The organism is Streptomyces sp. NPDC096132 (assembly GCF_044763345.1).
GTDB lineage: Bacteria > Actinomycetota > Actinomycetes > Streptomycetales > Streptomycetaceae > Streptomyces.
This window is the reverse complement of sequence record NZ_JBIWGA010000013.1, coordinates 192,023-209,676: the sequence shown is the minus strand read 5'-3', so window position 1 is coordinate 209,676 and position 17,654 is coordinate 192,023. Positions and strand designations below refer to the sequence as shown.

Below are 17,654 nucleotides of genomic sequence, written 5' to 3'. Positions count from 1 at the left end.
ACGAACGGTGTTCGACAATGAGCGGGTGACCGATCTGCGCCCCCGTCTGCCCTCCCCGCTCCAGGAGGTGGCCGACGACCGGTTCGCTCGGCACGGGGTGCGGCTGCTGCTGAAGCGGGACGACCTGATCCATCCGGAGCTGATCGGCAACAAGTGGCGCAAGCTGGTGCCCAACCTGGAGGCGGCGGCCGGCCGGACGATCCTCACCTTCGGCGGCGCCTACTCCAACCATCTGCGGGCCACGGCCGCGGCCGGCCGGCTGCTGGGGCTGCCCACGGTGGGCGTGGTGCGCGGCGACGAACTGGCCGGCCGCCCGCTGAACCCGTCCCTCGCCCGGTGCGCCGCCGACGGTATGCGTCTGCACTTCGTGGACCGCTCCGCCTACCGCCGCAAGACCGAGCCGGAGGTGGTCCGCGCGCTCTCGGCCGCGACCGGCGCCGAGGACGCCTACGTCGTCCCGGAGGGCGGCAGCAACGCGCTCGCCGCCCGCGGCTGCCGGGCTCTCGGCGAGGAGCTGCGCGGCCACGGCGAGGTCGTCGCCGTGGCCTGCGGGACCGGTGGCACCCTCGCCGGCCTGGCCGCCGGCCTCGGTCCCGGCCAGCGGGCCCTGGGCATACCGGTCCTCAAGGGCGGCTTCCTGGGCGAGGCCATACGGGCGCTGCAGGAGGAGGCGTTCCCGGGCCGGTCCGGCGACTGGTGGCTCGACGAGCGCTTCCACTTCGGCGGATACGCCCGGGTCACCCCCGAACTGGACGCCTTCGCGGAGGACTTCGAGCGACGGCACGGCCTTCCGGTCGAACGTCTCTATGTCGCCAAGTTGCTTTACGGCCTTGTCGTCCTCGCCGGGGAGGGGGCGTTCCCGCCGGGGACGACGGTGACCGCGGTCGTCACCGGCCGCCCCTTCCCGTAGACCTCGACCTCAGGCCGTCTCCCGGTAGGCCGCCGCCTCCTCCAGGTCGAGGCGTCGCAGCAGCGTGCGCAGCATCTCGTCGTCGATGTAGCGGCCGTCGCGCAGCCGTACGAACATCGCGCGCTCGGCGCTGATCATCTCGCGGGACAGCCGGCGGTAGGTGTCGTCGATGGTCTCGCCGGTGACCGGGTTGACCTGGCCGAGGCGCTCCCAGACGGCGTTGCGGCGGCGCTCCAGGACGCTGCGCAGGCGGTCGGCGAGTGGTGGGGGCAGGGCGTTGCGTTCGTCGGCGAGCAGGGCGTCCAGACGCTCCTCGGCGACCCGGGAGGCCTGCGCCTGGGCGTTGGCCTCGGCGAGCGTGGCGGCCTGCGGGTCGGGGCCGGGGAACTTCAGCATGCGGATCAGCGGGGGCAGGGTCAGGCCCTGGACGACCAGGGTGCCGATGACCGTGGTGAAGGTGAGGAAGAGGATCAGGTTGCGGTGCGGGAAGGGATCGCCGTGCTCCACGGTGAGCGGGATGGAGAAGGCGATGGCCAGCGAGACCACGCCGCGCATACCGGCCCAGCCGATCACGAAGGGGCCCCGCCAGGTGGGATTCTCCTCACGCGCGCGGATGCGAGCCGACAGGGCCCGGGGCAGGAAGGTCGCCGGATAGACCCACAGGAAGCGGGCCGCGACGACCACGACGAAGAGGGCGAACGCGTACCAGGCGGCGTCCAGTCCCTCGTAGGAACCGAGGCCCCTGAGGACCACCGGCAGCTGCAGGCCGATCAGTGCGAAGACCGCCGACTCCAGGACGAAGGCGACCATCTTCCACACCGCGTCCTCCTGGAGGCGGGTGGCGAAGTCGACCTCCCACGCGCGGTGGCCGAGATAGAGGGCGACGACGACCACGGCGAGGACGCCGGAGGCGTGGAACTGCTCGGCGGCCGCGTACGCGACGAACGGGATGAGCAGGGAGAGCGTGTTCTGGAGGAGGGGCTCCTTCAGGTGGGTGCGCAACCAGTGCAGGGGGGCCATGAGGATCAGGCCCGCGGCGACCCCGCCGACCGCCGCGACCAGGAACTCCTCGATGCCGCCCGCCCAGGAGGCGCCCTCACCGACCACGACCGCGAGGGCCACCTTGTAGGCGGTGATCGCGGTGGCGTCGTTCAGCAGGGACTCGCCCTGGAGGATCGTGGTGATCCTGGACGGCAGGCCGACCCGCCGGGCCACCGCCGTCGCCGCGACCGCGTCCGGCGGCGCCACCACCGCGCCCAGCACCAGCGCCGCGGTCAGCGGCAGCCCGGGGATGAGCAGATAGGCGGCCCAGCCGACGACGACCGTCGCGAACAGCACGTATCCGACCGAGAGCAGCGCCACCGGCCGCAGCTGGGCGCGCAGGTCGAGGTAGGAGCTGTCGGTGGCCGAGGTGTACAGCAGCGGGGGCAGGAGCAGGGGCAGGACGACGTCCGGGTCCAGGGTGTAGTCCGGGACCCCGGGCACGTACGACACCACCAGGCCGACCGCGACCAACAGCAGCGGGGCCGGCACCGGGGTGCGCCGGGCCGCCGCCGCGATCGCCGCGCTGCCCGCCACCAGCAACAGCAGTGGCATCACGTCCATGTCTCGCCCGCCTCGTTTTTCCGCGCGGTCGTCCGCACGACCGTCGTAATCTGGCAATCATGAAACAGTGCACGCACGCCGACGCGCTGCCCGACCCCGAACCCGTCCCGCTCAGCGAGACGTGTCCGGAGTGCCTGCGGGACGGCACCCACCCGGTGCAGTTGCGGCTGTGCCTGATGTGCGGCCACGTCGGCTGCTGCGACTCCTCGCCCAGCCGGCACGCGGCGGAGCACCACAAGGAAACCGGCCATCCGATCATGCGGACCTTCGAGCCGGGGGAGAACTGGCGCTGGTGCTTCGTCGATCATGTCCTCGTTTGAGCATCGGAGGCGGTCAGGACGTGAACTTCTGAGGAGGTCGGGCCGTTGTACTTCCGAGACGGTCCTGCCGTCCGGCGGGTACGGTTCGACCGTCTGACGCCTGGGTACGTCAACCCGGCGCGCCCTCTTCCCTTTTGGGCCCGCAGACCCCTAGACACGGAGCGTGTTCACAGTTTTACTGTGAGTGACGCCAGGGGTCGGGGTCCCGGGGGACAGGAAACTTGAGAGCGCGGTAGCGTCACCGCTGCACCACAGACGCGTTACCCCGGGGGGCGACCCTCGGCCCCGAAAAGCTTGTACCACCTTGGAGGTGAGGGTGTCCCAGATCGCAGGCGAGCCCGCGACCCAGGACTTCGTGGAAGTCCGGCTGCCGGCTGCGGGTGCCTACCTGTCGGTGCTGCGGACGGCCACGGCCGGCCTCGCGGCCCGTTTGGACTTCACCCTGGACGAGATCGAGGACCTGCGCATCGCGGTGGACGAGGCCTGCGCGATCCTGCTCCAGCAGGCCGTGCCCGGCTCGGTGCTCAGTTGTGTGTTCCGGCTCGTCGACGACTCGCTCGAGGTCACCGTCTCGGCACCGACCACCGACGGCCACGCCCCCTCGCGGGACACCTTCGCCTGGACCGTGCTGTCCGCCCTCGCGGGCAAGGTCTCCTCCGCCGTCGACGAGGACAAAACCGTTTCGATCAGCCTCTACAAACAGCGCGGCGCGGGACCCGGGCCGGCGTGAGGAACGGGGACGGGCCGGTGCGGGACGAAGAGCGCGGCACACGGGAGCTGCCGGCCGAGAACGATTCAGTCTCTCCGGGCGGTTCCCGACGTATGACGGCGGACGGCATCGACGGCATTCCCGAGCAGGCCCGGCCGCATCCGGAGGATGACACCGGGCGGCGGGACCTGGATGCCGTGCAGGACTCGCCCCACGAGGGGCGGATCGGGGGTTCCCCCGGCCGGGCTGAGGACAGGGCTCGACAGAGGGCGACGGGCGGGACGATGAGCGAGCACGAGCGAGACGACGAACAGGGCGTGCCGGGCACCCAGCACGAACCCCGTGACCAGCAACCCCGCGACCAGCAACCCCGTGACCAGCACGAACCCCGCGAGCAAGGGGACCGCAGCGGGGCGCGGGCGATGTTCGTCGAGCTGCGCGGACTGAAGGACGGCAGCCCCGAGTACGCGGAGCTGCGCAACCAGCTGGTCCGGATGCACCTGCCGCTCGTCGAGCACCTGGCGCGGCGCTTCCGCAATCGCGGCGAGCCGCTGGACGACCTCACGCAGGTCGCGACCATCGGCTTGATCAAGTCGGTCGACCGCTTCGACCCGGACCGCGGCGTGGAGTTCTCGACGTACGCGACCCCGACGGTCGTCGGCGAGATCAAGCGGCACTTCCGCGACAAGGGCTGGGCGGTGCGCGTCCCGCGCCGGCTCCAGGAGCTGCGGCTGGCGCTCACCACGGCGACGGCGGAGCTCTCCCAGCAGCACGGCCGCTCCCCCACCGTCCACGAGCTGGCCGAGAAGCTGGCCATCTCGGAGGAGGAGGTCCTGGAGGGCCTGGAGTCCGCCAACGCGTACTCCACGCTGTCCCTGGACGTCCCCGACACCGACGACGAGTCCCCGGCGGTCGCCGACACGCTCGGCGCGGAGGACGAGGCGCTGGAGGGCGTCGAGTACCGGGAGTCGCTCAAGCCGCTGCTGGAGGACCTCCCGCCGCGCGAGAAGCGGATCCTGCTGTTGCGGTTCTTCGGCAACATGACCCAGTCGCAGATCGCGCAGGAGGTCGGCATCTCGCAGATGCACGTCTCGCGGCTGCTGGCGCGCACGCTGGCGCAGTTGCGGGAGAAGCTGCTGGTGGAGGAGTGACCCCTCGGGGCTACTTCCCCGTGTTGCCGGGCCCCCGGATCCCGAGGGCCCGGGTGGTCTCGCCGTTGACGAGCAGGACGAGCGCGGCGACGGCGACGACCGCGAGGGCGATGCCCGCCGGGATCGCCATGCTGTCGGCCTGCAGCAGGTTGTAGGCCACCGGCAGCGCCATGATCTGTGTGATGACGGCGGGCCCCCGGCTCCAGCTGCGCCGGCCCAGCAGACCGCGCGTGGCGAGCAGCGGCAGCAGCGCGAGCACCATCAGGGTCACGCCGCCGGTGACGGCCTGCCGGCGGTCGTCCGGGTCGCCGGCGATCCCCAGGACCAGGATCCACAGCCCGCCGACGACGAGCGCCAGCCCCTCCAGACCGGTCAGCGCGGCGGCGTACGTCAGCCGGCGCGGACGGGGGCCGACGGCGGCCGGGTCTGCGGTTTCCGGGGCGAGGGGGCTCTGCTCACTGCTCACCCCTGAAGGGTAGCCCCGCCCCCGCGGGGACCCGTGTCGAGACTCACGTGCGATCTCTTACCGGTTCCCTACCTCGGCCTGTGCCCGGGTACCACCCAGTAGGTACGCTGCAACCCATGCGTGCACTTCTCGTGGTCAATCCGGCAGCAACCACTACGAGTGCACGGACGCGCGACGTCCTCATCCACGCGCTCGCCAGCGAGATGAAGCTGGAGGCGGTCACCACCGAGTACCGCGGGCACGCGCGCGACCTGGGCCGGCAGGCGGCGGAGAGCGGGAACACCGATCTGGTGGTGGCCCTCGGCGGCGACGGCACGGTCAACGAAGTCGTCAACGGCCTGCTGCACTCCGGCCCCGACCCGGACCGGCTGCCCGGTCTCGCGGTGGTCCCCGGCGGCTCCACCAATGTCTTCGCCCGCGCCCTGGGCCTGCCCAACGATCCGGTGGAGGCCACCGGCGCCCTGCTTGACGCCCTGCGCGAGGAGCGCGAGCGCACGGTCGGCCTGGGCGTCGCCTCGGGCACCCCGGGCACGGAGGACGAGGCGGTGCCCTCGCGCTGGTTCACCTTCAACGCCGGGCTCGGCTTCGACGCGGGGGTCGTCGGCCGGGTCGAGCAGCAGCGGGAGCGCGGCAGGAGGTCCACGCACGCCCTCTATCTCATGCAGGCCGTGCGTCAGCTCCTGGGCGAGCCGGAGCGCCGGCGCGGATCGATCACACTGGAGCGTCCGGACGCGGACCCGGTGACCGATTTGGTGCTTTCCATAGTCTGCAACACGGCTCCGTGGACCTATCTGGGCAATCGCCCGGTGTACGCGTCGCCTAAGGCCTCGTTCGATACCGGGCTCGACGTACTCGGCCTCAGCCGTCTGTCCACCGCCGCGGTTGCCCGGTATGGCACCCAGTTGCTCACTTCGTCCCCCGAGCGGGGCCCGCACGGGAAGCACGCGCACTCGTTCCACGACCTGGACCGGTTCACCTTGCATTCGAAGGTCCCTCTGCCCCTCCAGATGGACGGCGACCACCTCGGGCTGCGTACGAGCGTGACGTTCACAGGCGTACGCCGTGCACTGCGTGTGATTGTGTGAGCAGAAAGGGCTGAAGTCCTTTCACTCGAACGTTTAGGCCAGGGTCCACCCCATGGAAGTACGGCTGTGACCTAGTCGACACCGAGGAATCAAAAAAAACTTTCCAGAAGGGGTTGTATCCGCCGCTGAGGTTTGCGAGTCTCTACGTGGCGATCGGGACGGCCCGCAACACCAGCCTCCACTGATCACCAGAACCCCTCTTCAATCCACAGGACCACGCCAGCGAACCTGGCGGGTTGGCCCTTCACTTGTTGAGGGATTCGTGAAAGCGTTCACATTCACAAGCAACCTGCACGTAATACCAAGGAGAGGTAGCAGCCATGGACTGGCGTCACAACGCCGTTTGCCGCGAGGAAGACCCCGAGCTCTTCTTCCCCATCGGCAACACCGGTCCTGCGCTGCTGCAGATCGAGGAAGCCAAGGCCGTCTGCCGTCGCTGCCCCGTCATGGATCAGTGTCTGCAGTGGGCGCTCGAGTCCGGTCAGGACTCCGGCGTCTGGGGTGGTCTCAGCGAGGACGAGCGCCGTGCCATGAAGCGTCGCGCCGCCCGCAACCGGGCCCGTCAGGCCTCCGCCTGACAACACCCGCCCCGCACAGCCTGAGCTTGGCGGCGCGTACAGCGAGTACGCATCTCCCGCCCCCGAGCCGCAGCGCGCAGTACCCCCGATGCGCAGCTAATCGCTGGCAACGAGCATCTGAGCCCCGGACCCCTGAACGGTCCGGGGCTTCTTGCTGTCCCCGCCCGTTCTTACCCGGCTCTTGCTTCCCGGCGCACGGAGGTCGGCGGCGCGGCATTCACTTCTGCGCCCGCACCGGAACGTCCAGGATCACCTGCGTACCGCGCTCCGGCGCCGGGACCATGTCGAAGGTTCCGCCCAACTCGCCCTCCACCAGCGTCCGTACGATCTGCAGGCCGAGGTTGCCGGAGGTGTGCGGGTCGAAGCCGTCGGGCAGGCCCACGCCGTCGTCCTGGACGGTGACCAGCAGACGGGCTTCCTTGGTCGTGCCACCGCGGACCGCCGAGACCTCGACCGTGCCGGTGTCGCCCTCGCGGAAGCCGTGCTCGAGGGCGTTCTGGAGGATCTCGGTGAGGACCATGGACAGCGGGGTGGCCACCTCCGCGTCCAGGATGCCGAAGCGCCCGCTGCGCCGGCCGGTCACCTTGCCCGGCGATATCTCCGCGACCATCGCGAGCACCCGGTCGGCGATCTCGTCGAACTCCACGCGCTCGTCCAGGTTCTGAGACAGCGTCTCGTGCACGATCGCGATCGAGCCGACCCGGCGGACCGCCTCCTCCAGGGCCTCCCGGCCCCGCTCGGACTCGATGCGGCGGGCCTGCAGGCGCAGCAGGGCGGCGACCGTCTGGAGGTTGTTCTTCACCCGGTGGTGGATCTCCCGGATGGTGGCGTCCTTGGTGATCAACTCGCGTTCGCGGCGGCGCAGTTCGGTGACGTCCCGGAGCAGGACGAGCGAACCGATGCGGGTGCCCTTGGGCTTGAGCGGGATCGTACGGAACTGGATGACCCCGTCGTTGGCCTCGATCTCGAACTCGCGGGGCGCCCAGCCGCTGGCCAGCTTGGCGAGCGCCTCGTCCACCGGACCCCGGGTGGGGGCGAGTTCGGCGGTGGTCTGGCCGAGGTTGTGGCCGACCAGGTCGGAGGCGAGGCCGAGGCGGTGGTACGCGGAGAGCGCGTTCGGGGAGGCGTACTGGACGATGCCGTCGCCGTCGACCCGGATCAGGCCGTCGCCTACGCGCGGGGCGGCGTCCATGTCCATCTGCTGGTTGGGGAAGGGGAACGAGCCGGCCGCGATCATCTGCGCGAGGTCGGAGGCGCTCTGCAGGTAGGTCAGCTCCAGCCGGCTCGGGGTGCGCACGGTGAGGAGGTTGGTGTTGCGGGCGATCACCCCGAGGACGCGTCCGTCCCGTCGTACGGGGATGGACTCGACGCGGACGGGGACCTCTTCACGCCATTCCGGGTCGCCCTCGCGCACGATCCGGCCCTCGTCGAGGGCGGCGTCGAGGAGGGGGCGGCGGCCGCGTGGCACCAGGTGGCCGACCATGTCGTCCTGGTAGGAGGTCGGGCCGGTGTTGGGGCGCATCTGGGCCACGGAGACATAGCGGGTGCCGTCGCTCGTGGGCACCCACAGGACCAGGTCGGCGAAGGAGAGGTCGGAGAGCAGCTGCCACTCCGAGACCAGCAGGTGGAGCCACTCGAGGTCGGAGTCGTCGAGGGCGGTGTGCTGGCGTACGAGTTCGTTCATGGAGGGCACGTCTGCGAGCGTACCCGGCACCGGGAAGTGTCCGAAAAACACCCGCGGGCCGCGGCGCCTGGGAGGGACCCTCAACCCTCCCGGCACCGCAGCCCGGAGCAATATCGGCCGCGGGGTGTGCGGTCCCGTCGGCCGAAGGTGAGGAGCCGGGGCAGTCAGGGCAGAGAGCTCCGGACCCTCGGTCCGCCCTCCTGTGCGGGGAGAACGGAAGTTTTCTCGTGCTGTTCGCGCACGTGTTGTTCTCGCACGGTCCATTGTGGACTAGACCACTAGGTGTGTCCATGCCCCACCGTCCATAACGCAGCCTAGCCTGTGCGGGTTCCTCCACGGACTGAGATGCGGGGGGCAATTTCGCGGAGCTCTGCTAGATTGACCCTGGATTGGTCTAAACCACTCAGCTCAGAACGGCAGGCCAGCGTGGAAGTTGTCATCGTTCCGGACGCCAAGTCGGGCGGCGAACTGATCGCCGAGGCCATGGCGGGACTGCTGCGGCGCAAGCCCGACGCCCTGCTCGGCGTGGCCACCGGCTCCACCCCGCTGCCCATCTACCAGGCGCTCGCGGCCAAGGTGCGCGCCGGGGAGGCGGACACCTCGCGGGCCCGGATCGCCCAGCTCGACGAGTACGTGGGGCTGCCCGCCGAGCACCCCGAGTCCTACCGCTCGGTGCTGCGGCGCGAGGTCCTGGAACCGCTGGACATCGGCATGGAGGCGTTCCTCGGGCCCGACGGCACGGCCGAGGACATCCAGGCGGCGTGCGCGACGTACGACGCGGCGCTGACCGCGGCCGGCGGGGTGGACCTCCAGCTGCTCGGGATCGGGACCGACGGACACATCGGCTTCAACGAGCCGTGTTCGTCGCTCGCCTCGCGCACCCGGATCAAGACGTTGACCGAGCAGACCCGGGTGGACAACGCGCGGTTCTTCGACGGGGACATCGAGCAGGTGCCGCACCACGTCATCACCCAGGGGATCGGGACGATCCTGGAGGCACGGCATCTGGTGCTGCTCGCCACGGGGGAGGGCAAGGCGGACGCGGTCGCGGCGACCGTGGAGGGGCCCGTGGCCGCGGTGTGCCCGGCCTCGGCGCTTCAGTTGCACCCGCATGCGACGGTTGTCGTCGACGAGGGGGCGGCGTCCAAGCTGAAGCTTGCGGACTACTTCCGGCACACGTTCGCCAACAAGCCGGCGTGGCAGGGCATCTGAGCCGCTGCGACGCGAAACGGGGAGGGGCACCGGGATTCCGGTGCCCCTCCCCGTTTCGTACGTCCGTCTACGGTCCGGCGATGACCTCCGCCGCCGCGCGGCCGCACACGCGGGCCGCGCCGTGCGTCGCGATGTGCAGGGCTCCGCGAGGAACCGCCTGGGGGACGCCCATTTCGACCACGATCGTGTCGGGGCGGGTCGTGAGGAGGGTGTCCAGGGCCGTCGCCATCCAGGGGTGCCGGTGTTCGTCGCGGACCACGGCGACGATCTGCCGCTCCCCCGCCGCGACCAGCACCGCTCGCGCCACGTCCTCGCCGTTCTCGCCGTTCCCGCCGCTGAAGCTCCCCGTCTGCGTCCCGGGCAGCAGCCGGGCCAGCTCCGCCGCGACGCCCCACGGCGTCTCGTCGCCGACGGCGATGTTGGCCACCGGGGTGAGGGCGGCGACGTAGGGCGGGTCGGTGAGGGGAGTGAAGGTGTCCGCGCCGGTGGCCCGGAGTGCGCGGCGGGCGGCCACAAGGCCCACGTCCGGCACGGGCTCACCGGTGGACTCGGGAGCCGACCCCGTCCAGCGGGCCAGCGCGCGCACCCGTTCCGCCGCGTCCGCCAGGCGTTCCTCGGGGAGTTCGCCCGTGCGCACGGCGGTGACCAGGGCGTCGCGCAGGCGGCGTACCGTCGCGTCGTCGGACAGGCCGCCGCCCACGCAGATGGCGTCGGCGCCGGCCGCGATCGCGAGGACGCTGCCCCGCTCGATGCCGTAGGTCGCGGCGACGGCCTGCATCTCCATGCCGTCCGTGACGATCAGGCCTTCGTAGCCGTGGTCGCGGCGGAGCAGGTCCGTGAGGATCGGGCGGGACAACGTTGCCGGGCGGATGGGGTCCAGGGCGGGGACCAGGATGTGCGCGCTCATGATCGCCCGGCTGCCGGCGCCGATGGCCGCGAGGAAGGGGACCAGTTCGCGTTCCGCCAGTGCCTCGGCCGGGACGTCGATGCGCGGGAGCGCGTGGTGGGAGTCGACGGCCGTGTCGCCGTGGCCCGGGAAGTGCTTGGTGCAGGCCGCCACGCCCGCCGCCTGGAGGCCGGTGACATAGGCGGCGGTGTGCCGGGCGACCAGAGCGGGGTCGGCGCCGAAGGAGCGGACCCCGATGACCGGGTTCGCCGGGTTGGAGTTCACGTCCGCCGAGGGGGCCCAGTTGAGGTTGACGCCGCACTCGGCGAGGCGGCGGCCCAGCTCGTACGCCACCTCCCGGGTGAGGTCCACGTCGTCCACCGCGCCCAGTGCGCAGTTGCCGGGGAAGCTGGAGCCGGTGCGCACCTCCAGGCGTGTGACGTCGCCGCCCTCCTCGTCGATCGCGACCAGGACGTCGTCCCGTTCCGCGCGCAGCTGGGCGGTCAGGGCGGAGAGCTGCTCCGGGGAGGCGATGTTGCGGCCGAACAGGCCGACCGAGGCCAGGCCCTCGCCGAGGCGGCGCAGCAGCCAGTCGGGGGCGGTGGTGCCGGGGAAGCCCGGCTGGAGGACGGTCAGGGCGTCGCGCGTCAGCGTGTCGAGGCCACGGGCGATTGTCGTCATCGGGGGCGTCATCCCTTCACGGCGCCCGCGGTCAGACCCGCGGCCATCTTGCGCTGGACGAGGAGGAACAGGACGACGATGGGGACGGCCATCAGGGTGGCGCCGGCCATCATCGGGGCGTACTCGGTGCCGTGCTTGGTGGTGAAGTTGCCGAGCCAGACGGTCGCGGTCTGGTTCTTCTGGCTGAGCAGCATCAGGGCGTACAGGTACTCGTTCCAGGCCTGGATGAAGCCGTAGACCGAGGTGGCGACCATGCCGGGGGCGAGGAGGGGGAACACCACGCGGACGAAGGCGCCGGTGCGGGAGCAGCCGTCGACCATCGCGGCCTCCTCCAGCTCCTTGGGGATGTTGACGATGAAGCCGCGCAGGGTCCACACCGTGAACGGGAGGATGAAGGTCAGATAGGTGATGATCAGGCCGGAGAGCTTGTCGTACTGGTCCAGGTCGTTCAGCAGCAGGAAGACCGGGATGATCATGGCGACCAGCGGGACCATCTGGACCGCGAGGATGCCGACGATCACGATCTTGCGGCCGCGGAAGGCGAACCGGGAGATGGCGAGGGCGGCCAGCATGCCGACGACGATGCCGATCGCGACGACCGCGAGGGAGACGATCAGGCTGCGCCCGACCGGGCCCCAGAAGTCGGCGATGTGCAGCGCGCGGCTGAAGTTGGACAGGGTGAAGCCGGTCGGCAGCAGGCTCGGGTCCGGGTCGATCGCGTCCTTCGCCGGCTTGATCGCCGTGTTGAGCATCCAGTAGACGGGGAAGCCGGCGACGGCGAAGACGAGGAGGCCGAGGAGGTTCCAGCCGAACCGGGACCTGCGACGAGGCGCAGCGAGCGTGCTCATTCGACCTCTCCGATCTTCAGCATCTGGCGCATGTAGACGGCGACCACGCCCAGCAGGAGCAGCACGGTGATCAGGGCGATCGCCGAGCCCTGCCCGTAGTCGTTGACGACGAAGGCGCGGTCGTAGGAGTACGTCGTCAGGAGCTGGAACTCGGGCTCCGGGTGCCCGTTGCGCATCACGAAGACCTGCGGGAAGACGCCCATGTCCCAGATGACCGACAGGGTCGTGAGCATCACGATGATCGGCTTGAGGATGGGCAGGGTGACGTACCGGAAGACGCCCCAGGAGCCGGCGCCGTCGAGGCGGGCGGCCTCCTCCAGTTCGGCCGGGACCTGGGTGAGGCCGGCGCTGAGGGTGATGACCACGAAGGGGACCGCGCCCCAGATCACCAGCAGCATGATGACGGCCAGGCCCTGCGGCCCGCTGGCGAACCAGTTGTGGCCGATCAGCTCGACGCCGGGCAGCTTGCTCAGGACCGCGTTGAGGATGCCGTAGTCGGAGTCGAACAGCCACTTGAAGACGGTGGTGGCGACGATGACGGGCATGCCCCAGCTGGCCACGAGCGCGATGTTGACGAGGGTCTTCACCCAGCCGGAGACCCGCTGGAGCAGCAGGGCGATCAGCATGCCGAGGACCATCGTGAGGATCACGCAGCCCGCGGCGAAGACGATCGTGCGGACGACGACCTGCCAGAACTCGCCGTCGGCCAGGACGCCCGTGAAGTTGTCGAAGCCGACGCTCTCGGCGGGCTGGAAGCCCCACAGCTGGGACTGGCCGAACTTCTGGAAGGAGAGGGTGACCAGGCGGACCAGCGGATAGCCCATCACCAGCAGGAGGATGAGCAGACAGGGCGCGAGCAGCAGCCAGGGTGTGCCGGCGGACGTCCGCCCGGCCCGCGGTCTGCCCGGTGGGGCGGGCGGTGGGGGTGACGGCCGCGTCGGCGGCACCTTGGCGGGGGTGGTCGTGTCTGCGGCACTCATCCGCGCGCTCCTCAGCGGTCCCTCGGGTCGTACGAGAAGCGGGGCCCCGTCCCCGAGAACACCCTCCGGGTGTGACGGGGCCCCGCCGTCAGGTCACGAGTTGTTGATGACCTTGTCGATCGCGGCGTCCGCTTCCTTCGCGGCGTCCTCGACGCTCTTCTTGCCGGTGCCGATGGACTGCAGCATGTTCTGCAGGACCTGGGCCTTCTCGACCTGGCCCCAGCCGGGGGCCATCGGGACGAACCAGTTGGACTCGGCCGCGGTGGCCGGGACGGCCGTCGCCGGGTCGCTCTTGAGGGTCGCGAGGTCGGTCTTGTTGTTGGGCAGGTTGCCCTTGGCCATCAGGCCCTTCTGACCGGAGGGGCCGGTGAAGGCGTTGATCCACTCGGCGGCGAGGTCCTGCGCGTCCGACTTCACCGGGACGGCGAGGTCGGAGCCGCCGAGGAAGACCGGGAGGTTCTTGCCGGACGGGCCGGGCATCACGAAGTTCTCGACGTTGCCGGCGAGCTTGCCGGTCTTGTCGTTCTCCTTCGCCGCGGCGGTCGCGCCCTCCCAGGCGGGGGCGAAGATCATGCCGGACTTGCCCTGGCCGTAGACGATGTACCGGTCGGACTCGTCCTTGGTCTTGTCGCCGTGCATGTACTTGTCGACGACGTTCTTGAACTCGTTGAGGCCCTTGATGGACTCCGGCGAGGACAGGTTGGCCTTCCACTTGCCGCCCGACTCGACGGCGATCGAGCCACCGGCGTCGTAGACGAAGGACATGGCCGCGTACCAGTCACGGGTGGGCTGGTACCAGGCGGAGAACTTGTCGCCCTCCTTCTTCTGGACCTTGTCGAGGGCGGCGGTGAGCTCGGCGTAGGTCTTCGGCGTGGACTTCACGCCGACCTTGGCGAAGACGTCCTTGCGCCAGTTGGCGACACGGCCGCCGGCGTAGTACGGGACGCCGTAGGTCTTGCCGTCGTAGGTCACGGAGGCCTTGAGGCCGTCGAGCCAGGCGGAGGAGTTGTCGAACTTCGAGGCGTCGAGGGGGGCGAAGGCGCCCTTGACCATGTAACCGAGCATCTCGGTGTTGCCCATCTCGACGACGTCGGGGGCCTTGTCGGTGGCGAGGACCGCGTCGAGCTTGGCGTTCTTGTCGGGCCAGCCGTAGTACTCGTGGGTGATCTTGAGGCCGGGGTGCTTCTTCTGCACCGCCGCGTCGGCCGCCTTCACCAGCGCGGGCCAGTTGTTCTGAGCGTCCACGGTCAGCCAGACCGTCAGTTCCTTGGCGTCGGACCCCTTCGAGTCCCCACTGCCCTTGTCGTCACCGCACGCCGCGATGGAGACCATCATGCCCGCGATACCGATCGCGGCTATCAGCTTGCGCTTCACGCCACCCTCCTCAGGATGCCCACAGACCCCCCGGGCCATGGAGGCCGGGACCTGGACCAATGGTGTAGACCAGTGCGCAGAGCTTGGCTCAGACCATTGGGCCTGTCAAGAGTGGCCGAAACCCCTTTGACCAGCCGTTATGGGACCTACATATGCAGGAACCTTTAAGTAAGAAACCGTCGAAAACATCGACCCTGTGGCACGCGGGCGCGGTAGACCACTTGCCGGTCTGGACTAGACCAGCAAAGGTTGCAACGGTATACAGAGGGGATCACGGAACAACGGGGCACGGGGCTCCGTGTCCGTGCCACGATGTGACCCGCATCCGGAGCCGGGAAGGCAGGCCATGAGCACCGACGTCAGCAGTGCGGAGAACGAGGGTGGGACGACCGTCCGTACCGCGCGCGTGCCCAAGTACTACCGCCTGAAGAAGCACCTGCTCGACATGACGGAGACCCAGGCACCGGGCACCCCGGTCCCGCCGGAGCGGACCCTGGCGGCCGAGTTCGACACCTCGCGCACGACCGTCCGCCAGGCCCTTCAGGAACTGGTCGTCGAGGGGCGCCTGGAGCGCATCCAGGGCAAGGGCACGTTCGTCGCCAAGCCGAAGGTCTCCCAGGCCCTGCAACTCACCTCGTACACCGAGGACATGCGCGCCCAGGGCCTCGAACCCACCTCCCAGCTGCTGGACGTCGGCTACATCACCGCCGACGACACCCTCGCCGGCCTGCTCGACATCACCGCCGGCAGCCGGGTGCTGCGCGTCGAGCGGCTGCGCATGGCCAACGGCGAGCCCATGGCCATCGAGACCACCCACCTCTCGGCGAAGCGCTTCCCCGCCCTGCGCAGGTCGCTGGTCAAGTACACGTCCCTGTACACGGCGCTGGCCGAGGTCTACGACGTCCATCTCGCCGAGGCCGAGGAGACCATCGAGACCTCCCTGGCCACCCCGCGCGAGGCCGGCCTGCTCGGCACCGACGTCGGCCTGCCCATGCTGATGCTCTCCCGCCACTCGCTGGACAAGGAGGGCCAGCCGGTGGAGTGGGTGCGGTCCGTCTACCGGGGCGACCGGTACAAGTTCGTGGCACGTCTGAAGCGGCCCACCGAGTAGAGAGTCTGTGGAGGCTCTTCCGCTGGGCTTACCCGTCACTTACATTGCCTGCGCATTACAACAGTGATCAAGGCGATCAGTGAGGGGACGGAAGCCGCCGATGTCAGAATCCCCGGAAGTGCCCAAGGAGCCGGTGGTGACGCCTGTGCGCGTCGCCATCGCACTCTGTCTGTTCGCGCCCTTCGTGGCGATGCTGTGGGTGGGTTCCTACGCCAAGGTGGACCCGGCGTTCATCGGGATCCCCTTCTTCTACTGGTACCAGATGCTCTGGGTGCTGATCTCCACCGCGCTCACGATGGTGGCGTACAAGCTGTGGCAGCGTGACCAGCGGGCGCGCCGGGGAGGTGCCGGCCGATGAAGGACGGCGTGAACGGCGTGGCACTCGCCGTCTTCATCTTCTTCTTCCTGGCCGTCACGGTCATGGGCTTCCTGGCCGCCCGCTGGCGCCAGGCCGAGAACGAGCACAGCCTCGACGAATGGGGCCTGGGCGGCCGGTCGTTCGGCACCTGGATCACCTGGTTCCTGCTCGGCGGCGACCTGTACACGGCGTACACCTTCGTCGCCGTACCGGCGGCGATCTACGCGGCGGGCGCGGCCGGCTTCTTCGCGGTCCCGTACACGATCCTCGTGTACCCGCTGATCTTCACCTTCCTCCCCCGCCTCTGGTCCGTCTCCCACAAGCACGGGTACGTGACGACCTCGGACTTCGTGCGCGGGCGCTGGGGCTCGAAGGGCCTGTCGCTGGCGGTGGCGCTGACCGGCATCCTGGCAACGATGCCATACATCGCACTGCAGCTCGTGGGCATCCAGGCGGTGCTGGACGTGATGGGCGTCGGAGGCGGCGAGAACACGAACTGGTTCGTGAAGGACCTCCCCCTGCTGATCGCCTTCGGCGTCCTGGCGGCCTACACCTACTCCTCCGGCCTGCGGGCCCCCGCGCTGATCGCGTTCGTGAAGGACACGCTGATCTACATCGTCATCGCGGTGGCGATCATCTACATCCCGATCAAGCTGGGCGGGTTCGACGACATCTTCGCCAAGGCGGGTGAGGCGTTCAGCCAGACCAACCCGGCGACGGGCAAGCCGCGCGGCGCGCTGACCCCGGCGGAACCGGGCCAGTGGACGTACGCCACCCTGGCCCTCGGCTCCGCGCTCGCGCTGTTCATGTACCCGCACTCGATCACCGCGACGCTCTCCTCCAAGAGCCGTGAGGTGATCCGCCGCAACACCACGATCCTGCCGCTGTACTCCCTGATGCTGGGCCTGCTGGCACTGCTGGGCTTCATGGCGATCGCGGCCGGGGTCAAGGTCACCAACGGGCAGCTGGCGATCCCGCAGCTGTTCGAGGACATGTTCCCGGCGTGGTTCGCGGGTGTGGCGTTCGCGGCGATCGGCATCGGCGCGCTCGTCCCGGCGGCCATCATGTCGATCGCGGCCGCGAACCTCTTCACCCGCAACATCTACAAGGACTTCATCAAGCCGGACGCCACTCCGGAGCAGGAGACACGGGTCTCCAAGCTGGTGTCCCTCCTGGTGAAGGTGGGCGCCCTGGTCTTCGTCCTCACCATGGACAAGACGGTCGCCATCAACTTCCAGCTCCTGGGCGGCATCTGGATCCTGCAGACCTTCCCGGCCCTGGTCGGCGGCCTCTTCACCCGCTGGTTCCACCGCTGGGCCCTGCTCGCCGGCTGGGCGGTCGGCATGATCTACGGCACGGTCGCCGCGTACGGCGTCGCCTCCCCGACCCAGAAGCACTTCGGCGGCTCGGCGAAGGAGATCCCGGGCATCGGCGAGATCGGCTACATCGGCCTCACGGCCTTCGTCCTGAACGTGGCGGTGACGGTGGTCCTGACCTTCGCCCTGAAGGCCCTGAAGGCCCCCGAGGGCATCGACGAGACCAGGCCGGAGGACTACACGGCGGACGCGGGGGACCCGGGAGTGCAGGTGGAACTGCCGCCGGCCACCGCGGGTTCGGCCCACTAGAGGTCTCCGGGCTGTCGGCGGGCCGTCGGGGAAAACCGGCGGCCCGCCGTCGTGTCTCTGGGGCACACTGC

17 protein-coding genes are annotated in these 17,654 nt (G+C 69.8%); 10 read left to right on the top strand and 7 right to left on the bottom strand.

The features are described 5' to 3' along the window. The first annotated feature begins 25 nt into the window (after nt 1-25). On the top strand, nt 26-910 hold the full coding sequence (locus ACIRF9_RS29335; RefSeq protein ID WP_403828094.1) for a 1-aminocyclopropane-1-carboxylate deaminase/D-cysteine desulfhydrase: 885 nt from the start codon (nt 26-28) through the stop codon (nt 908-910). Nucleotides 911-919: 9 nt separating this feature from the next. Here the strand turns inward: ACIRF9_RS29335 and ACIRF9_RS29330 are convergent, their stop codons facing one another. After that, entirely contained in the window at nt 920-2,515 is a 1,596-nt protein-coding gene (locus ACIRF9_RS29330) for a Na+/H+ antiporter (RefSeq protein WP_403828092.1), read from the bottom strand. A 59-nt stretch (nt 2,516-2,574) separates the two neighbouring features. On the opposite strand from ACIRF9_RS29330, the gene ACIRF9_RS29325 reads away from it, so the two are divergent. The 3 genes from ACIRF9_RS29325 (at nt 2,575) to ACIRF9_RS29315 (ending at nt 4,695) form a co-directional block, all read left to right on the top strand. After that, nucleotides 2,575-2,835: a UBP-type zinc finger domain-containing protein gene (locus ACIRF9_RS29325; protein ID WP_403828090.1), complete on the top strand. Its 261-nt coding sequence runs from the start codon at nt 2,575-2,577 to the stop codon at nt 2,833-2,835. 316 nt (nt 2,836-3,151) lie between these two features. After that, nucleotides 3,152-3,565, top strand: coding sequence for an anti-sigma regulatory factor (locus ACIRF9_RS29320; RefSeq protein ID WP_004925829.1), 414 nt, complete (start codon nt 3,152-3,154; stop codon nt 3,563-3,565). Beyond that, a complete protein-coding gene (locus ACIRF9_RS29315; RefSeq protein ID WP_403828088.1) occupies nt 3,562-4,695 on the top strand; it encodes a SigB/SigF/SigG family RNA polymerase sigma factor in 1,134 nt (377 codons plus the stop codon). The genes ACIRF9_RS29320 and ACIRF9_RS29315 overlap by 4 nt, the downstream gene beginning before the upstream one ends. A 10-nt stretch (nt 4,696-4,705) precedes the next feature. Here the strand turns inward: ACIRF9_RS29315 and ACIRF9_RS29310 are convergent, their stop codons facing one another. Further along, nucleotides 4,706-5,161 (bottom strand): hypothetical protein, encoded by a 456-nt coding sequence (locus ACIRF9_RS29310; RefSeq protein WP_403828086.1) that lies wholly within the window; start codon nt 5,159-5,161, stop codon nt 4,706-4,708. 116 nt (nt 5,162-5,277) lie between these two features. Here ACIRF9_RS29310 and ACIRF9_RS29305 point away from each other — a divergent pair, with 116 nt between their 5' ends. Together ACIRF9_RS29305 and ACIRF9_RS29300 are read left to right on the top strand one after the other, a co-directional pair. Beyond that, complete coding sequence (locus ACIRF9_RS29305; RefSeq protein WP_403828084.1) at nt 5,278-6,246, top strand: diacylglycerol/lipid kinase family protein; 969 nt, start codon at nt 5,278-5,280, stop codon at nt 6,244-6,246. 320 nt (nt 6,247-6,566) lie between these two features. Continuing rightward, entirely contained in the window at nt 6,567-6,824 is a 258-nt protein-coding gene (locus ACIRF9_RS29300) for a WhiB family transcriptional regulator (protein WP_006142322.1), read from the top strand. Between the two features lie 217 nt (nt 6,825-7,041). Here the strand turns inward: ACIRF9_RS29300 and ACIRF9_RS29295 are convergent, their stop codons facing one another. Next, complete coding sequence (locus ACIRF9_RS29295; protein ID WP_403828259.1) at nt 7,042-8,508, bottom strand: sensor histidine kinase; 1,467 nt, start codon at nt 8,506-8,508, stop codon at nt 7,042-7,044. Between the two features lie 426 nt (nt 8,509-8,934). Here ACIRF9_RS29295 and nagB point away from each other — a divergent pair, with 426 nt between their 5' ends. After that, nucleotides 8,935-9,720 (top strand): glucosamine-6-phosphate deaminase, encoded by a 786-nt coding sequence (gene nagB, locus ACIRF9_RS29290; RefSeq protein ID WP_403828083.1) that lies wholly within the window; start codon nt 8,935-8,937, stop codon nt 9,718-9,720. Between the two features lie 67 nt (nt 9,721-9,787). On the opposite strand, the gene ACIRF9_RS29285 is transcribed toward nagB, so the two are convergent. The 4 genes from ACIRF9_RS29285 to ACIRF9_RS29270 all read right to left on the bottom strand — a co-directional run bounded on the left by ACIRF9_RS29285 (nt 9,788) and on the right by ACIRF9_RS29270 (nt 14,489). Next, nucleotides 9,788-11,287, bottom strand: coding sequence for a glycoside hydrolase family 3 protein (locus tag ACIRF9_RS29285; protein WP_403828081.1), 1,500 nt, complete (start codon nt 11,285-11,287; stop codon nt 9,788-9,790). A gap of 8 nt (nt 11,288-11,295) precedes the next feature. Beyond that, nucleotides 11,296-12,135 carry a carbohydrate ABC transporter permease gene (locus ACIRF9_RS29280; protein ID WP_403828079.1) on the bottom strand — a complete coding sequence of 280 codons (840 nt, stop codon included), beginning with the start codon at nt 12,133-12,135 and terminating at the stop codon, nt 11,296-11,298. Continuing rightward, nucleotides 12,132-13,115, bottom strand: a complete 984-nt coding sequence (locus ACIRF9_RS29275; protein WP_403828077.1) for a carbohydrate ABC transporter permease — start codon at nt 13,113-13,115, stop codon at nt 12,132-12,134. The genes ACIRF9_RS29280 and ACIRF9_RS29275 overlap by 4 nt, the downstream gene beginning before the upstream one ends. Before the next feature lie 93 nt (nt 13,116-13,208). After that, the gene (locus ACIRF9_RS29270) at nt 13,209-14,489 is read right to left on the bottom strand and encodes an extracellular solute-binding protein (RefSeq protein WP_403828075.1); all 1,281 of its coding nucleotides are present in this window, start codon (nt 14,487-14,489) and stop codon (nt 13,209-13,211) included. Between the two features lie 346 nt (nt 14,490-14,835). Between ACIRF9_RS29270 and ACIRF9_RS29265 the strand changes: the two genes are divergently transcribed. The 3 genes from ACIRF9_RS29265 to mctP all read left to right on the top strand — a co-directional run bounded on the left by ACIRF9_RS29265 (nt 14,836) and on the right by mctP (nt 17,583). Then, the gene (locus tag ACIRF9_RS29265) at nt 14,836-15,600 is read left to right on the top strand and encodes a GntR family transcriptional regulator (protein ID WP_403828073.1); all 765 of its coding nucleotides are present in this window, start codon (nt 14,836-14,838) and stop codon (nt 15,598-15,600) included. 100 nt (nt 15,601-15,700) lie between these two features. Next, nucleotides 15,701-15,958, top strand: a complete 258-nt coding sequence (locus ACIRF9_RS29260; protein ID WP_403828072.1) for a DUF3311 domain-containing protein — start codon at nt 15,701-15,703, stop codon at nt 15,956-15,958. Further along, nucleotides 15,955-17,583 carry a monocarboxylate uptake permease MctP gene (gene mctP, locus ACIRF9_RS29255; RefSeq protein ID WP_403828070.1) on the top strand — a complete coding sequence of 543 codons (1,629 nt, stop codon included), beginning with the start codon at nt 15,955-15,957 and terminating at the stop codon, nt 17,581-17,583. The genes ACIRF9_RS29260 and mctP overlap by 4 nt, the downstream gene beginning before the upstream one ends. Nucleotides 17,584-17,654: the final 71 nt, after the last annotated feature.